The following is a 13,798-nucleotide window of genomic DNA, read 5'->3' on the forward strand; positions in this document are numbered from 1 at the left end:
TACCTCCAAAATATATTGCTACATTCACTATTTTTTTCACAAAGGAAAAAGGGCTGACCCAACCACTCAAGTGTCAGTCCCCTCTTTGCTATCAATCAGCTTATCCTTGTGGTTCTTCTTTATAATCGCACTCTACGCACTGTACCTGTACACCTTTTTTAAGCTTTTTCTCGACCAGTAAGGATTCACACTTTGGACATTTTCTCGCAATAGGCTTATCCCATGATAGGAATTCACAGGTAGGGTATTGGTCGCAGCCATAGAAAATTCGTTTCTTTTTACTTTTTCTTTCGACGATATTCCCTTTTTCGCATTTAGGACAAGGAACGCCGATCTCTTTCACGATAGGTTTTGTATTACGGCAATCTGGAAAATTGGAACAAGCCATAAATTTTCCGTACCTTCCCATTTTAAAAACCATTTCGTGACCGCAAAGTTCACAATCCTCACCTGCAGGCTCATCTTTAATTTCAATCTCCTGCATTTCCGCTTCCGCTTTTTCTAACCGCTTGGCGAATTCATGATAAAAGCCATCAATGATGTTTACCCAGTTAACTTTTCCATCTTCGACATTATCGAGGTTTGTCTCCAAATCGGCAGTAAACTCCACATTAATGATTTCCGGGAAGAACTCCAAAATCAATTGGATGACAATCTCTCCAAGCTCAGTAGGAACAAATCGTTTATTATCAAGCGCAACATAGCCCCTTTTCTGGATTGTATCTAGTGTAGGTGCATACGTTGAGGGTCTTCCTATCCCGAGCTCCTCTAAGGTACGTACAAGCCTAGCCTCCGTATATCTTGGTGGAGGTTGTGTAAAGTGTTGCTTTTGATCGATATCTTTGGAAAAGACTGTGTCTCCTTTCTCTAAAGGAGGCAACAGGTTTTCTTTTTCTTCCTGTTGATCGTCATTACCTTCTACATATACTTTCATGAAACCAGGAAACTTGACCGTAGATCCGGTCGCACGGAATAGCACATCATTTTGGGTCAAGTCCACACTGACTGTATCCAAGATTGCGGGTGCCATCTGACTTGCAACGAAACGCTCCCAAATCAATTTGTATAAACGGAATTGATCTCGCGATAAGTATTCTTTAATGGACTGTGGGTCCTTCATGGTAGAAGTTGGACGTATCGCTTCATGGGCATCCTGCGCGTTGCTCTTTTTTGCTTCTTTTCTTTCTTCAGTAGAAACAAATTGTTTGCCATACGTTTTTTCGATATATTCCACCGCTTCTTTTTTAGCGGTTTCTGAAATACGCGTTGAATCGGTACGCATGTAAGTGATAAGACCGACTGTACCTTGTTTTCCAAGTTCAATGCCCTCATATAGCTGCTGAGCCATCATCATGGTTTTCTTGGCACGGAAGTTAAGTTTACGCGCAGCCTCCTGTTGCAGTGAAGATGTGATGAAAGGAAGCGCTGGATTACGTTTACGCTCCTTTTTGGTTACACTCTTGATTTCAAAAGAGTTGCCCTCAAGCCTTCCTAGAATCTCATTAACATCCTCTTCAGATTTCAACTCTGTTTTCTTTCCGTCTACTCCATAGAAGCTTGCTTCAAATTCTTTTGATTTTCCGGTAAGGAAGCTGCTTTTTATGGACCAGTACTCTTCTGGTTCAAACGCATTTATCTCTTGCTCTCGCTCAATGACTAAACGTACAGCAACAGACTGAACGCGTCCAGCACTTAATCCCTTTTTCACTTTCTTCCATAATAAAGGGCTAATATTATATCCTACAAGTCTATCCAAAATCCTTCTTGCCTGCTGGGCGTCGACTACGTCAAGATTAATCGGTCTTGGATGTTTGAATGATTCTTTAATTGCGTCTTTTGTAATTTCGTTAAAAACGACCCGACAATCAGATGTGATATCTATATCGAGGCTATGGGCAAGATGCCATGCGATAGCTTCCCCTTCACGATCCGGGTCAGCCGCGAGGAAAATTTTCTTCGCTTTTTTGGCAGCAGTTTTCAATTCCTTCAAGACGGGACCTTTCCCTCTAATGGTAATATATTTCGGCTCGAATTCATGGTCGACATTAACACCCATCTGACTTTTAGGCAAATCTCTTACATGCCCCATGGAGGCTTTCACTTTATATTTTTTTCCTAAATATCGTTCTATTGTTTTCGCTTTTGCTGGTGATTCCACAATCACTAAGTAATCTGCCATTCAATAATCCTCCTCAAGAGGGTAAATTCTTAGAAAAAACAATAAGATGATGCGTTTTCTCAAAGTTTTTAGCTTCTATTTTCATTTTAGTTTTATCTATTATTATAAATCTTCACCATTATTAAATATTATGTAACCGTTTGTCAAACAGAGTATTTCAATATTTTATGTATTTTCCTAGTTTTATCCTCATTAAACATTCCGGTTACCCTTATGTATTATATGTAGACACAGAATCTTCTTTATATACTAGTCCCCGCAAACTTTTCTCATTAGAGAAGCCTTTCCTATAATAAGAAAAGGGTACAATTTTTAATATCATTGTACCCTATAATAATATAGACATATATTGATTTGTAAAGTAAAAAACGAAAATTCTCTCAAAAATAGTTATTTTTTTGTCACTTAATTGTAATCTCTGTGCCTATTTTTTCATTTTACCATTTCATTGCTAGTCAATTCTTCTAAAATATCAAGATGACTAATCACAAGTTTTGCTCCTTGTTGAATGAGGGTATTTGTCCCTTTGGATGTTTCTGAAAGGATCGACCCTGGAACAGCAAACACCTCTCTCCCTTGTTCCATTGCTTGATCTGCAGTAATGAGGGACCCGCTTTTCTCTTTCGCTTCAATAATGATTACCCCTTCACTTAAACCGCTGATAATACGATTCCTTTGTGGGAAGTTCCATCTTGTTGGACTTGTGTATGGTGGATATTCTGAGAGGAGTAGATGTTGGGAGGCGATTGTTTCTGCATAAGATCGGTGTTCTTTCGGATAAATATGAAACAAGCCACTACCTAAGACAGCGATGGTGTTTCCACCGCTTTCCATTGCTAACCGATGCGCACAAATGTCCACCCCTTTTGCCAATCCGCTTACGATTGTGAAGTCTTCTTTTAAAAGCGGGGGAACCAATTTGTTTAGGGAGTGACTGCCGTATGAAGACATCAATCTAGCACCGACTATTCCCAGCATTCTGGTTTTCAGAAGTTGGTGGTTACCTTTTGTATAGAGGACTACTGGAGGATCATAGATTTCTTTTAATAAGGCAGGATAGTCATCATCCCAAAAAGTCAGGGACTGAATGTCGTGTTCTTTATAAATAGAAAGAAGTTGTGTGACATTATTGTTGTGGATGTAATAGTAGATGGAATGTGCTTGCTTTGATGTGATGGTGAAATAGGAAGCAATGTCAGAAGGTTTCATGGTGTATAGAAGGTCAAATGTGGGATCTTTCCATAATAGATGGTGGAGTGTTTTCAAGGAGATTCCTGGACAATGATGCAGGGTTATCAATCTTTTTTTCTCTATTTGCATATAAGCAATACACCTCTTTCAATTTTCATGGAAATAGGGATAGCCTAACTCGACTATCCCTTATCCATCTTTATATTAATGTGTTTTACATTTGTCGTAAATGCCTTGCTCTTTGATTACTTTGATAAGTGTTTCACCCATAACAGATGGAGTATCAGCAACTTCAATGCCGCACTCATTCATCACACGGATCTTCTCATCGGCAGTACCTTTACCACCTGAGATGATTGCTCCTGCGTGACCCATACGCTTACCAGGAGGTGCAGTACGGCCTCCGATGAAGCCGACAACAGGTTTTGTCATGTTCTCTTTTACCCAAAGAGCTGCTTCTTCTTCAGCTGTTCCGCCGATTTCACCAATCATAATAACCGCATACGTATCTTCATCTTCATTAAACGCTTTTAATACATCAATGAAATCCGTACCGTTTACAGGGTCTCCACCGATACCTACTGCCGTAGATTGACCAATACCCTCTTGAGATAATTGGTGAACTGCTTCGTAAGTTAATGTACCAGAACGGGAAACAACCCCAACGTGGCCTTTTGTGTGGATATAACCAGGCATGATTCCGATCTTGCACTCACCAGGAGTGATAACGCCAGGGCAGTTAGGACCAACAAGACGAGTCTTTTTCCCTTCCATGTAACGCTTCACTTTTACCATATCAAGTACAGGAATATGCTCTGTAATACAAATAGCCAAGTCAAGATCTGAATCTACCGCTTCCATGATTGCATCTGCAGCAAATGGAGCTGGAACGTAGATAACAGATGCATTTGCACCAGTAGCTTTGACAGCTTCTTCTACTGTATTGAATACAGGTACACCTTCAACCTCAGTGCCACCCTTACCTGGTGTTACACCACCAACGATTTGTGTACCATACTCAAGCATTTGTTTTGTATGGAACAACGCTGTGGAACCAGTAATACCTTGTACGATTACTTTTGTATCTTTATTAATGAATACACTCATGAATGTCCCCTGCCTTTCTTATCCTACTTGCGCTACGATTTTTTGTGCACCATCAGCCATGGATTCTGCTGCAACGATATTTAAGCCCGACTCACGTAAGATCTGTTTTCCTAAGTCTACGTTTGTACCTTCCAAACGAACTACTAAAGGTACTTCAAGTCCAACTTGCTTCGCTGCTTCCACAACACCTGTAGCAATGATGTCACACTTCATAATTCCACCGAAAATGTTAACGAAAATCCCTTTTACATTATCATCAGAAAGGATAATTTTGAAAGCTTCTGTTACTTTCTCAGCAGTAGCTCCGCCCCCAACATCTAGGAAGTTAGCAGGGTCTCCACCGTAATGCTTGATGATGTCCATTGTTGCCATCGCAAGTCCTGCACCGTTAACCATGCATCCGATGTTACCATCTAGTGAGATGTAGCTTAGATCATATTTGGAAGCTTCGATTTCTTTTGCATCTTCTTCTTCCAGGTCACGATACTCAAGGATATCTTTGTGACGGTATAATGCATTGGAATCGAAGTTAAGCTTTGCATCAAGTGCCATTACGTTACCGTCGCCAGTTACTACTAATGGGTTGATCTCAGCGATAGAACAATCTTTTTCCACAAAAGCTGTATATAGTCCCATCATGAACTTAACTGCTTTTCCAACCAATTCTTTTGGAATATTGATGTTGAACGCGATTCGGCGTGCTTGATACCCAGTAAGACCTACAACTGGATCAATAACTTCTTTGAAGATTTTTTCTGGCGTTTGCTCTGCCACTTCTTCAATTTCTGTTCCGCCTTCTTCAGATGCCATTAATACGACACGGGAAGTTGCACGATCTAACACAAGACCAATATAGTATTCTTTCTTAATGTCGCAACCTTCTTCAATAAGTAAGCGTTTTACTTCTTTGCCTTCAGGACCTGTTTGATGTGTAATCAACGTTTTACCCAGGATATCTCCTGCGTATTCGCGAACTTCATCCAGGTTTTTGGCAACTTTAACTCCGCCGGCTTTACCGCGGCCACCTGCGTGAATTTGTGCTTTCACAACACAAACTTCTGTTCCTAGTTCTTTTGCAGCGTCCACTGCTTCTTCTACTGTAAATGCAACGCGGCCATTTGGAACAGCTACCCCGTATTTTCTGAGGATCTCTTTTCCTTGATATTCATGGATATTCATTTCCCATCCTCCAATCTTATGTATAACAGAACATTATTTAAAAATAGACTGCGCTTTCATTTTATTAAATGCGCCATCAAATGTCTACCTTTCTGCAAAAATATTATACTATTTTCAAAAAATTAATAGATTGACATCCTATTTTGTTGAAGAAAAGGGGGCGATTCGTAAAAACACAGGATATTTGACAGATTATTCAATCTATTTTCATTATGTTAAAAAACCTTCACGTGGTATTTTTCACATTCTTTTTCTCGTCTTTATGAAGGTTGTACACATATGCTAAGACCTCTGCCACGATCTCATATAGTTCTTCAGGTATTGTTTCATTTAATTCTATTTCCATCAGTATCTCTAATAATGCCTGATCCTCCTGTATGGGGATATTATGCTTTTTGGCTTCCTCCAGAATGTTTTCAGCTATGAGCCCAGTACCCTTTGCCTGCACAACAGGTGCCACACTTTTGTTCTGTTCATACTTGATGGCAACCGCTTTTTTTCTCTTTAAGATGTCTTTACTCATATTCTAATGTCCACCCCTTCCTGCGGCGGGGACAAAATTGTCCTTAAATAGTCCAATGACATCCCAGGTGTTCTTTCGGCTTCTTTCCAATCAGCTTTGATATTGCTTAAAGTATAGCCTTTGTCAGTCAGTGTGCTTTTTAATAGATAAGCGCTTTGTTGGACAAGTGTTTCAAGTCTCGGGTAGGAATGTTGAAAATAAATACTCACTACTTTTCCTTGTACAAGCATGTCTACCATGACAGAAGAAAATACGGGCAAGTCGAGTAAAAGGACAATTCGGCAATATTCGGGATCTAGGGTTTCGTTCTTTTTTTTCGAGCTTATATGTACATACCATTCTCTTGCTTCATTCTCCAAGTTAACAGGTAGGGGGATGAAAACATGATGAAGATTTCCTTCTTCTCTTGTTAGGAGTTGAAAACTAGTCAATTTGGAGACGAGTTGATTGATGGTCGCTTTCTCCTCAGTTGTTGTTGCTTGGTTTAAATAATTCAAAAGTAGCGGCTTCAAGTGTTCCAGCTTCGCTTGTGATAACGGCTGGTCCTGCCGAACGAAATGGAATAGATCATTTTCAAAATTCAAGCCCAGCAGGGGGAGAACCTGTCTGATAAATTGCAATGCCTCTCCTTTGGTGTGAAGGGTTTTAGGAAGCTGCATTTTTTGAATGACATCCAATAGGTTTTCCTGAATCAGAGTAAGCGGTGCTGCTTTTTGAAGATGAGCTTCCACTTTGGACAGTGTTTGCAAGGTCGTTTCCTGGTCAGAAAGGCCAGTAACCATCATTTGGAGCTTTTCAGGAATGTTGGTGAGACCATTTCGCAAAACCAGCACTTTTACCAACTCCATCCCCTTTTCCTTTAGTGACGGTGGCAGGCGGTCTATCACCTCCGCCATTTCTTTTATGGTGATAAAAGGCATCTTTCCTCCTTTTTGTGCGACCAGTGCCTGTATGACCTCTTGAGTCGTTTGTGAAGGAGCAGGAGAAGAGGTTGTTTGGATAGCGGGTTTATTCGTTCCATTAGAATTTTTTTCTACTTGGGAAGATAGCGGTTGATAGGAAGCTACATCTTTATGGGTAGGCACCAAGAACACTCCACTCTCTCCCTTCTGTACGGAGAACGTATATTCCTTGCCAACCTCCACTTTTCCATAGATGACTGCTTGTACAGTGATAGATCCCTTCTTAATGGAAAAAACAGCACCATTCAACTGCTCCGTTACCATTGCTCGAAGAACTCTTCCAGGTATTTGTGAAAGAGGGTCGATAGATGGTTTGCCCAACAATGAATCAATACCAATCCCCTTTGATTGGATGAACTGCAAAATGTTCATAGCTAACTCCTCTTTTAGTCAACCATTTCCTTTACTGGTGAGAATGATCGACGGTGTTCTCGGGTCACCCCTACTTCTTCTAAAGCAATTAGATGTTCTCGGGTTCCGTAGCCCATATTTTTGTCAAAACCATATTGTGGAAATTCTCTTGCAAGTTCCTTCATATATGTGTCTCTTGTCTCCTTAGCCAACACAGAAGCGGCAGCAATGGAAATGCTTGTGGCATCTCCTTTAATAATGGATGTTTGTTCAATGGCTAAATCCAGCTTCATCGCATCAATCAAAAGATGATCAGGTGTTTCAGAAAGGCTCTTCACTGCTTGTATCATTGCTAGTTTTGTTGCCTCATATATATTAACTTGGTCAATTGCTTCGGAGTCCACTATCCCGATTCCATAACTGATAGCATGATCTTTTATGTAATGGTAGAAGTGTTCTCGTTTCTGCGGACTCAGTTTTTTGGAGTCAGTGAGTCCAGGTAGGTGAAAGTTCTCTGGGAGAATGACTGCAGCGGCTACCACCGGTCCTGCTAAGGGACCGCGCCCTACTTCATCTATACCGGCAATATATCGGCGTCCGCTTTGCCATAAAGAGCGTTCATATTTTTGCATCTCTTGAAACTGCTCAATAAGTTTCTGCTGTTCCGACCTTCTCTTTGTCCACCTTTTATAAAGAGCTTTAACACCTTTTCGTTCATCCTCTTTGATAAGTAGGAGGTAGGGATCTTTTTCACTATCAATTCCATCTAGCATTTTCTCTATTTCTTTTATCGACTTTTTCTCCATGTTTTTAACTCCTTTACCCAAAAAGAAAAAGGCTGCACATGTGCCAGCCTTTTTCTATAGTTTTTCCGGCTTCTCCAAACTAAGCTTGCCTAGCTTCTCAGAACGGATCTCCCGTATGATGAGTTCAGCAGTCTTATCATAATCGATCAACCCACCGCTCATCTTGCACCCTCGTTTAGAGCCAATCGCATCAAAAAGTTCTACGATATCCTCTGGTATTTCCTCGAGACCATATCGTTCCTTCAACCTCTCTGGATAGGCGTCTGTCAGAAATCTAAGTGCAAATACAGCAATGTCCTGTAGGTTGATGATGGTGTCTTTAATGGCACCAGTAGTAGCTAAGCGGTAGCCTACCTCCTGATCTTCAAACTTCGGCCAAAGGATACCCGGTGTATCAAGTAATTCCAACTCCTTACCAACTTTGACCCATTGCTGGGCCTTTGTTACACCAGGTCTGTCTCCTGTTTGAGCAATATTTTTCTTCGCCAGCCTGTTAATAAGTGTGGATTTCCCAACATTGGGGATGCCGACAATCAGTGCTCTGATTGCTCTTGGTCTAATTCCGCGAGATTGCATTTTATCAAACTTCTCTTTTAATAGCTCTTTTGATAATGTTGCGATTTGCTGTATCCCCTTACCGGTTTGAGAGTCAATAGCAATCGCTTTTGTTGATGAACCTGGGAGATTGAAATACTCCAACCATTCGCGCGTCACCTTTGCATCTGCCATGTCTGCTTTGTTTAGTAGGATGATTCTTGGTTTATTGGAGATGATTTCGTCAATCATCGGGTTGCGTGATGATACGGGAATCCGCGCGTCTACCAATTCGTAGACGATATCAATTAATTTTAGTTTTTCTGTTACTTGTCTGCGGGCTTTCGCCATATGCCCGGGGAACCACTGTATTGTCATGAGAATTGCCTCCTGAAGTCCTTGCGAAAAATCATATATTATTTTACCATTCTTAAGTCTGATAGCGGCCAGTAGACGATATTGGTTTTGCCTAATACTTCTTCTTGTGGCACTGTACCGATGTGACGCCCATCCTTGCTGAATCTGCGGTTATCTCCCATTACGAAAAGATGACCTTCTGGCACTTCCTTAAGGCCGGTCTTTTCTTCTAGAGTGAAATCCTCCGTTAATGGGCCATCCGGATATTGAGCCTTATAGCTGTCCAAATACGGCTCTTCATAGGCTTTTCCGTTGATATACAGGACATCATCCCGATATTCCACTTCGTCCCCCGGCAAACCGATAATACGCTTGATATAGTCCTTGTCTTCTGTTGCATGGAACACAACGATGTCAAATCTTTCTGGTTCACCAACTTTATATCCAATCTTGTTCACGATCATTCTATCCTGATTATGAAGTGTGGGCATCATGGAATCACCATCCACAACAATCGGTGCAAAAAAGAAATAACGTATTGCTGCTGCAAGAATTACTGCGATAGCTAAGGCCTTTACCCATTCCCAAAGTTCATTTTTAGAACGTGCCATATCTGTTCCTCCGCCGTTTTCATTATGTTCTCATATTTAACGAGAATTTATATGTAATTCTACTTCAATTATATACCTTGTTTTTATTTAAACAAAACGATAGATATTGCGCAGCCATTTTTTTAGTAAAAAAAGAGAGCTTGTCTCCAAGCTCCCCCTTTGATTATCGAATCTCTTTGATACGCGCTTTTTTACCACGTAATGCACGTAGGTAGTAAAGTTTCGCACGACGTACTTTACCACGACGAACTACATCAATTCCCTCAATTTTAGGGGAGTGTAGTGGGAATGCACGCTCAACTCCAACACCGTAAGAGATCTTACGAACTGTGAAAGTTTCGCTGATTCCGCCGCCACGACGTTTGATTACTACTCCTTCATATACCTGAATACGCTCACGCGTTCCCTCTACAACCTTAACGTTAACACGTACAGTGTCACCAGGACGGAAAGAAGGAAGATCAGTTTTCAACTGCTCTTGAGTAATATCTTGGATTAATTTTTGCATAGTTTTCTGCTCCTTTTCCACAGATGCTCATACCATACTTATTTGATGCAGCGGAACATCGTTTTTAGACATAGCCATAGCTAAGTCACAAAGAGTATAATAGCATATTAGACGAATAAAATCAATATGCCTTATCCTCTTTTTTAATTTCTTCAAGCCACTTTTGCTGTTGATCTGTTAACGGATATTCATCGAATAAGTCGGGTCTTCTGTTCCATGTTCTTCGTATAGACTCTTTTGTCCGCCATTCTTCAATATGTGCATGATTACCTGATATCAGAACATCCGGCACTTTCATGCCCCGGAAATCAGCCGGTCTCGTATAATGGGGATGCTCAAGAAGGCCTGTACTAAAGCTGTCCTGTTCATGGGAAGCCGCTTTTCCTAATACATCTGGAAGTAAACGAACCACACTGTCTACTATGACCATGGAAGCAAGTTCGCCACCAGTAAGGACATAGTCCCCAATGGAGATCTCATCTGTGACAACATGTTCTCTGATTCGCTCATCATAGCCTTCATAATGACCGCAGATGAATATCAGATGTTCTTCTTGTGCTAATTTTTCTGCTTTTTTCTGCGTGAACCTCTCTCCTTGAGGACACATGAGAATCACTCTGGGCTTTTCGGAAGACTGATTGGTTTCTGTGAGTGATGAAACAGCATCAAAGATCGGCTGAGCCTTGAGAACCATACCAGCGCCGCCGCCATAAGGATAATCATCTACTGTCTTATGTTTGTTATCCGCAAACTCTCGAAAATCGGTCACACTGTATTGAACGGCACCTTTATCCGCAGCTTTTTTTAGAATGGAGGAACCGAGAACACCTGTAAACATCTCCGGAAAAATGGAAAGGATATCAATCTTCATATTAAAACAGTCCTTCTAGCGGCTCTATGATGATCGTTTTTTCCTGCACATCCACTTTCTTCACTACTTGATCAATATAAGGGATTAATATGTCCTTCCCTTTCTTTGCCTTAACTACCCAGACATCGTTTGCTCCTGGTGTTAACACTTCTTTAACTGTTCCAATCTCCTCCATCGTTTCCTGAAGGATTACTTTACAGCCAACAATCTCGTGGAAGTAATATTCTCCTTCTTCCAGTTCACCTAGTTGGTCTTCTGGAACCTTAACAATAGCTCCTTTGAATTTTTCCACTTCGTTTACATTATGGAACCCTTCAAATGTGAGAAGATCGAAGGATTTATGTACTCTTCTAGATGCAACCTTAACTTCTACAGGTTCCTTTTCATTTGGCAAGAATAAGTATAGGAGATTCCCTTTTTTATAACGTTCGTCAGGAAAATCCGTTCTAGAAACCACACGAACCTCACCTTTTATCCCGTGTGTATTTACAAGCTTACCTACGTTGAACCACTTTGACATTTCATGCACCTCCACGCGCAACGCTTATCTTCTATATAAATAGAGTACCCTCAAAGAGGTTCTCTTACCTATTTAACCAAAAAGAAAAGGGGAAGCATCAAAGCCTCCCCCTACTCCATAATCTCTAATTGCACTCGTTTATTCTCGTGAGAAGCAGCAGCGAACAAGACTGTTCGGATTGCTTTTGCAATTCTACCCTGCTTACCAATCACTTTCCCTAAATCATCTTGATGCACCGTAAGTTGATACGTAAGAACATTACCTGTTTCTTTTTCCGTAACCACTACATTTTCTGGATGATCTACTAACGACGTCACAATTGTTTGGATTAGTTCTGTCATTTTGCCTCTTACTTACCTAATTTGGCATTGTGGAATTTTTCCATAATACCTTCGTTAGAGAAAAGGTTACGAACTGTGTCAGAAGGCTTCGCGCCATCTTGTAACCATTTAAGAGCTAATTCTTCATTGATTTTAACTTCAGCTGGTTGCATTACAGGGTTGTAAGTTCCAACTGTTTCAATGAAACGTCCATCACGAGGAGAACGAGAATCTGCTACTACAATACGATAGAATGGGGATTTTTTAGAACCCATACGTTTTAAACGAATTTTTACTGCCATTTAATATAGCACCTCCGAAAATATTTCACACAAGATAGTATGATAACAAGTAGTTACTTGTTTGTAAAGTGTTTTTTCTTGTCACTTTATTTATTAAGAGAAAAAATGCTGTGGATGCTTACATGAAAGGAAATTTGAAGCCGCCTTTTTTGCCTTTTCCTTTTTGCATGCTTGTCATCTGTTTCATCATTTTTTTCATCTCTTCAAATTGTTTAAGTAGACGGTTTACTTCCTGAATAGGTCGACCGCTACCTTTTGCTATCCGCTTTTTACGGCTCGCGTTAATTAAATCTGGATTATCTTTCTCCGCTTTAGTCATGGATTGGATAATTGCTTCAACGTGACCAATTTGCTTTTCATCCACCTGGACATTTTTTAAGCCTTTCATCTTGTTGGCTCCAGGTATCATTCCAAGGATTTCATCAAGAGGCCCCATGTTTCTTACTTGGCCAAGCTGTTCTAGGAAATCATCAAACGTAAAGTTCATCGTACGCAGCTTCTGTTCAAGCTCCTTGGCTTTTTCTTCGTCTACATTCGATTGTGCCTTCTCAATTAGAGTCAGCACATCTCCCATACCTAAAATACGAGAGGCCATACGTTCAGGGTGAAAAGGCTCGATGGCATCCAATTTTTCTCCCATACCAATATACTTGATCGGGGTATTGGTTACCGCCTTAACGGATAATGCAGCTCCCCCTCGGGTATCTCCATCCAGTTTTGTTAATACAACGCCAGTTAAGCCAAGCTGTTCATTGAAGCTTTGCGCCACATTTACAGCATCTTGTCCTGTCATTGCATCGACTACAAGGAAGATTTCATCCGGGTTGGATATTTCTTTCACCTGTTTTAACTCGTCCATTAGTGTTTCATCTACATGCAAACGTCCTGCGGTATCAATCAGCACATAATCATGATGCTCATCTTTCGCTTTTTGAATGGCTTGCTTTGCAATTTCAACAGGACTAACCTGATCTCCTAAAGAAAAAACAGGCATGCTGAGTTGTTTTCCAAGTGTTTCAAGCTGTTTAATAGCTGCCGGTCGGTAAATATCGGCTGCAACTAGAAGAGGCTTTCTATTGTGCTTTTTGCGCAATAGGTTTGCAAGCTTTCCTGTTGTCGTCGTTTTACCTGCACCTTGTAGACCTACCATCATGATGACGGTCGGCGGTCTGCTGCTCACTGCAATTTTACTTTGCTCCCCGCCCATAAGCGCGGTGAGTTCTTCTTTTACCACTTTAATTACTTGCTGACCGGGTGTAAGACTTTTCATGACTTCTTGTCCAACTGCACGTTCATTCACGCGTTTTACAAAGTCTTTCACTACTTTGAAGTTAACATCCGCTTCAAGTAAAGCCAGTCGAACTTCACGCATCATTTCTTTAACGTCTTGTTCACTTACCTTACCTTTTCCGCGAATCTTCTGTATCGTATTTTGCAAACGGTCGGCTAAACCTTCAAATGCCATGTATGCCGCCCC

At 40.9% G+C, this 13,798-nt stretch carries 15 protein-coding genes; all 15 read right to left on the reverse strand.

Annotated features, from left to right (window positions below):
- Positions 1 to 100 precede the first annotated feature (100 nt).
- Positions 101 to 2,179: a type I DNA topoisomerase gene (gene topA, locus HC179_RS07675; protein WP_168863800.1), complete on the reverse strand. Its 2,079-nt coding sequence runs from the start codon at positions 2,177 to 2,179 to the stop codon at positions 101 to 103.
- 432 nt (positions 2,180 to 2,611) lie between these two features.
- Complete coding sequence (gene dprA, locus HC179_RS07680) at positions 2,612 to 3,499, reverse strand: DNA-processing protein DprA (protein ID WP_168863801.1); 888 nt, start codon at positions 3,497 to 3,499, stop codon at positions 2,612 to 2,614.
- A 75-nt stretch (positions 3,500 to 3,574) separates the two neighbouring features.
- Entirely contained in the window at positions 3,575 to 4,477 is a 903-nt protein-coding gene (sucD, locus tag HC179_RS07685) for a succinate--CoA ligase subunit alpha (protein ID WP_168863802.1), read from the reverse strand.
- A gap of 18 nt (positions 4,478 to 4,495) precedes the next feature.
- Entirely contained in the window at positions 4,496 to 5,656 is a 1,161-nt protein-coding gene (gene sucC / locus HC179_RS07690; RefSeq protein ID WP_060665881.1) for an ADP-forming succinate--CoA ligase subunit beta, read from the reverse strand.
- Between the two features lie 226 nt (positions 5,657 to 5,882).
- On the reverse strand, positions 5,883 to 6,179 hold the full coding sequence (locus HC179_RS07695) for an EscU/YscU/HrcU family type III secretion system export apparatus switch protein (RefSeq protein WP_168863803.1): 297 nt from the start codon (positions 6,177 to 6,179) through the stop codon (positions 5,883 to 5,885).
- Entirely contained in the window at positions 6,176 to 7,513 is a 1,338-nt protein-coding gene (locus HC179_RS07700) for a hypothetical protein (RefSeq protein ID WP_168863804.1), read from the reverse strand. The genes HC179_RS07695 and HC179_RS07700 overlap by 4 nt, the downstream gene beginning before the upstream one ends.
- Positions 7,514 to 7,527: 14 nt before the next feature.
- Entirely contained in the window at positions 7,528 to 8,298 is a 771-nt protein-coding gene (locus HC179_RS07705) for a ribonuclease HII (protein WP_168863805.1), read from the reverse strand.
- A gap of 54 nt (positions 8,299 to 8,352) precedes the next feature.
- Positions 8,353 to 9,210, reverse strand: coding sequence for a ribosome biogenesis GTPase YlqF (gene ylqF / locus HC179_RS07710; RefSeq protein ID WP_060665877.1), 858 nt, complete (start codon positions 9,208 to 9,210; stop codon positions 8,353 to 8,355).
- 38 nt (positions 9,211 to 9,248) lie between these two features.
- Complete coding sequence (gene lepB / locus HC179_RS07715) at positions 9,249 to 9,800, reverse strand: signal peptidase I (protein ID WP_168863806.1); 552 nt, start codon at positions 9,798 to 9,800, stop codon at positions 9,249 to 9,251.
- 163 nt (positions 9,801 to 9,963) lie between these two features.
- The gene (rplS, locus tag HC179_RS07720; protein ID WP_010193413.1) at positions 9,964 to 10,308 is read right to left on the reverse strand and encodes a 50S ribosomal protein L19; all 345 of its coding nucleotides are present in this window, start codon (positions 10,306 to 10,308) and stop codon (positions 9,964 to 9,966) included.
- Between the two features lie 121 nt (positions 10,309 to 10,429).
- On the reverse strand, positions 10,430 to 11,179 hold the full coding sequence (gene trmD / locus HC179_RS07725; RefSeq protein ID WP_168863807.1) for a tRNA (guanosine(37)-N1)-methyltransferase TrmD: 750 nt from the start codon (positions 11,177 to 11,179) through the stop codon (positions 10,430 to 10,432).
- 1 nt (position 11,180) lies between these two features.
- The gene (rimM, locus tag HC179_RS07730) at positions 11,181 to 11,699 is read right to left on the reverse strand and encodes a ribosome maturation factor RimM (protein ID WP_168863808.1); all 519 of its coding nucleotides are present in this window, start codon (positions 11,697 to 11,699) and stop codon (positions 11,181 to 11,183) included.
- Between the two features lie 110 nt (positions 11,700 to 11,809).
- Complete coding sequence (locus HC179_RS07735) at positions 11,810 to 12,040, reverse strand: KH domain-containing protein (protein ID WP_060665873.1); 231 nt, start codon at positions 12,038 to 12,040, stop codon at positions 11,810 to 11,812.
- Positions 12,041 to 12,048: 8 nt separating this feature from the next.
- Entirely contained in the window at positions 12,049 to 12,321 is a 273-nt protein-coding gene (gene rpsP, locus HC179_RS07740) for a 30S ribosomal protein S16 (protein ID WP_148986534.1), read from the reverse strand.
- Positions 12,322 to 12,439: 118 nt separating this feature from the next.
- The gene (gene ffh / locus HC179_RS07745; protein ID WP_168863809.1) at positions 12,440 to 13,786 is read right to left on the reverse strand and encodes a signal recognition particle protein; all 1,347 of its coding nucleotides are present in this window, start codon (positions 13,784 to 13,786) and stop codon (positions 12,440 to 12,442) included.
- Between the last annotated feature and the right edge of the window lie 12 nt (positions 13,787 to 13,798).

Source organism: Bacillus sp. RO1 (assembly GCF_012524115.1).
Classification (GTDB): domain Bacteria; phylum Bacillota; class Bacilli; order Bacillales; family Bacillaceae_I; genus Sutcliffiella_A.

Bases quoted from the DNA above. Each gene is read 5' to 3' on its own strand.
- lepB (WP_168863806.1), bottom strand. From the start codon at position 9,800: ATGGCACGTTCTAAAAATGAACTTTGGGAATGGGTAAAGGCCTTAGCT.
- sucC (WP_060665881.1), bottom strand. From the start codon at position 5,656: ATGAATATCCATGAATATCAAGGAAAAGAGATCCTCAGAAAATACGGG.
- HC179_RS07705 (WP_168863805.1), bottom strand. From the start codon at position 8,298: ATGGAGAAAAAGTCGATAAAAGAAATAGAGAAAATGCTAGATGGAATT.
- rpsP (WP_148986534.1), bottom strand. From the start codon at position 12,321: ATGGCAGTAAAAATTCGTTTAAAACGTATGGGTTCTAAAAAATCCCCA.
- HC179_RS07735 (WP_060665873.1), bottom strand. From the start codon at position 12,040: ATGACAGAACTAATCCAAACAATTGTGACGTCGTTAGTAGATCATCCA.
- HC179_RS07695 (WP_168863803.1), bottom strand. From the start codon at position 6,179: ATGAGTAAAGACATCTTAAAGAGAAAAAAAGCGGTTGCCATCAAGTAT.
- rimM (WP_168863808.1), bottom strand. From the start codon at position 11,699: ATGTCAAAGTGGTTCAACGTAGGTAAGCTTGTAAATACACACGGGATA.
- dprA (WP_168863801.1), bottom strand. From the start codon at position 3,499: ATGCAAATAGAGAAAAAAAGATTGATAACCCTGCATCATTGTCCAGGA.
- trmD (WP_168863807.1), bottom strand. From the start codon at position 11,179: ATGAAGATTGATATCCTTTCCATTTTTCCGGAGATGTTTACAGGTGTT.
- topA (WP_168863800.1), bottom strand. From the start codon at position 2,179: ATGGCAGATTACTTAGTGATTGTGGAATCACCAGCAAAAGCGAAAACA.
- HC179_RS07700 (WP_168863804.1), bottom strand. From the start codon at position 7,513: ATGAACATTTTGCAGTTCATCCAATCAAAGGGGATTGGTATTGATTCA.
- ylqF (WP_060665877.1), bottom strand. From the start codon at position 9,210: ATGACAATACAGTGGTTCCCCGGGCATATGGCGAAAGCCCGCAGACAA.
- rplS (WP_010193413.1), bottom strand. From the start codon at position 10,308: ATGCAAAAATTAATCCAAGATATTACTCAAGAGCAGTTGAAAACTGAT.
- sucD (WP_168863802.1), bottom strand. From the start codon at position 4,477: ATGAGTGTATTCATTAATAAAGATACAAAAGTAATCGTACAAGGTATT.
- ffh (WP_168863809.1), bottom strand. From the start codon at position 13,786: ATGGCATTTGAAGGTTTAGCCGACCGTTTGCAAAATACGATACAGAAG.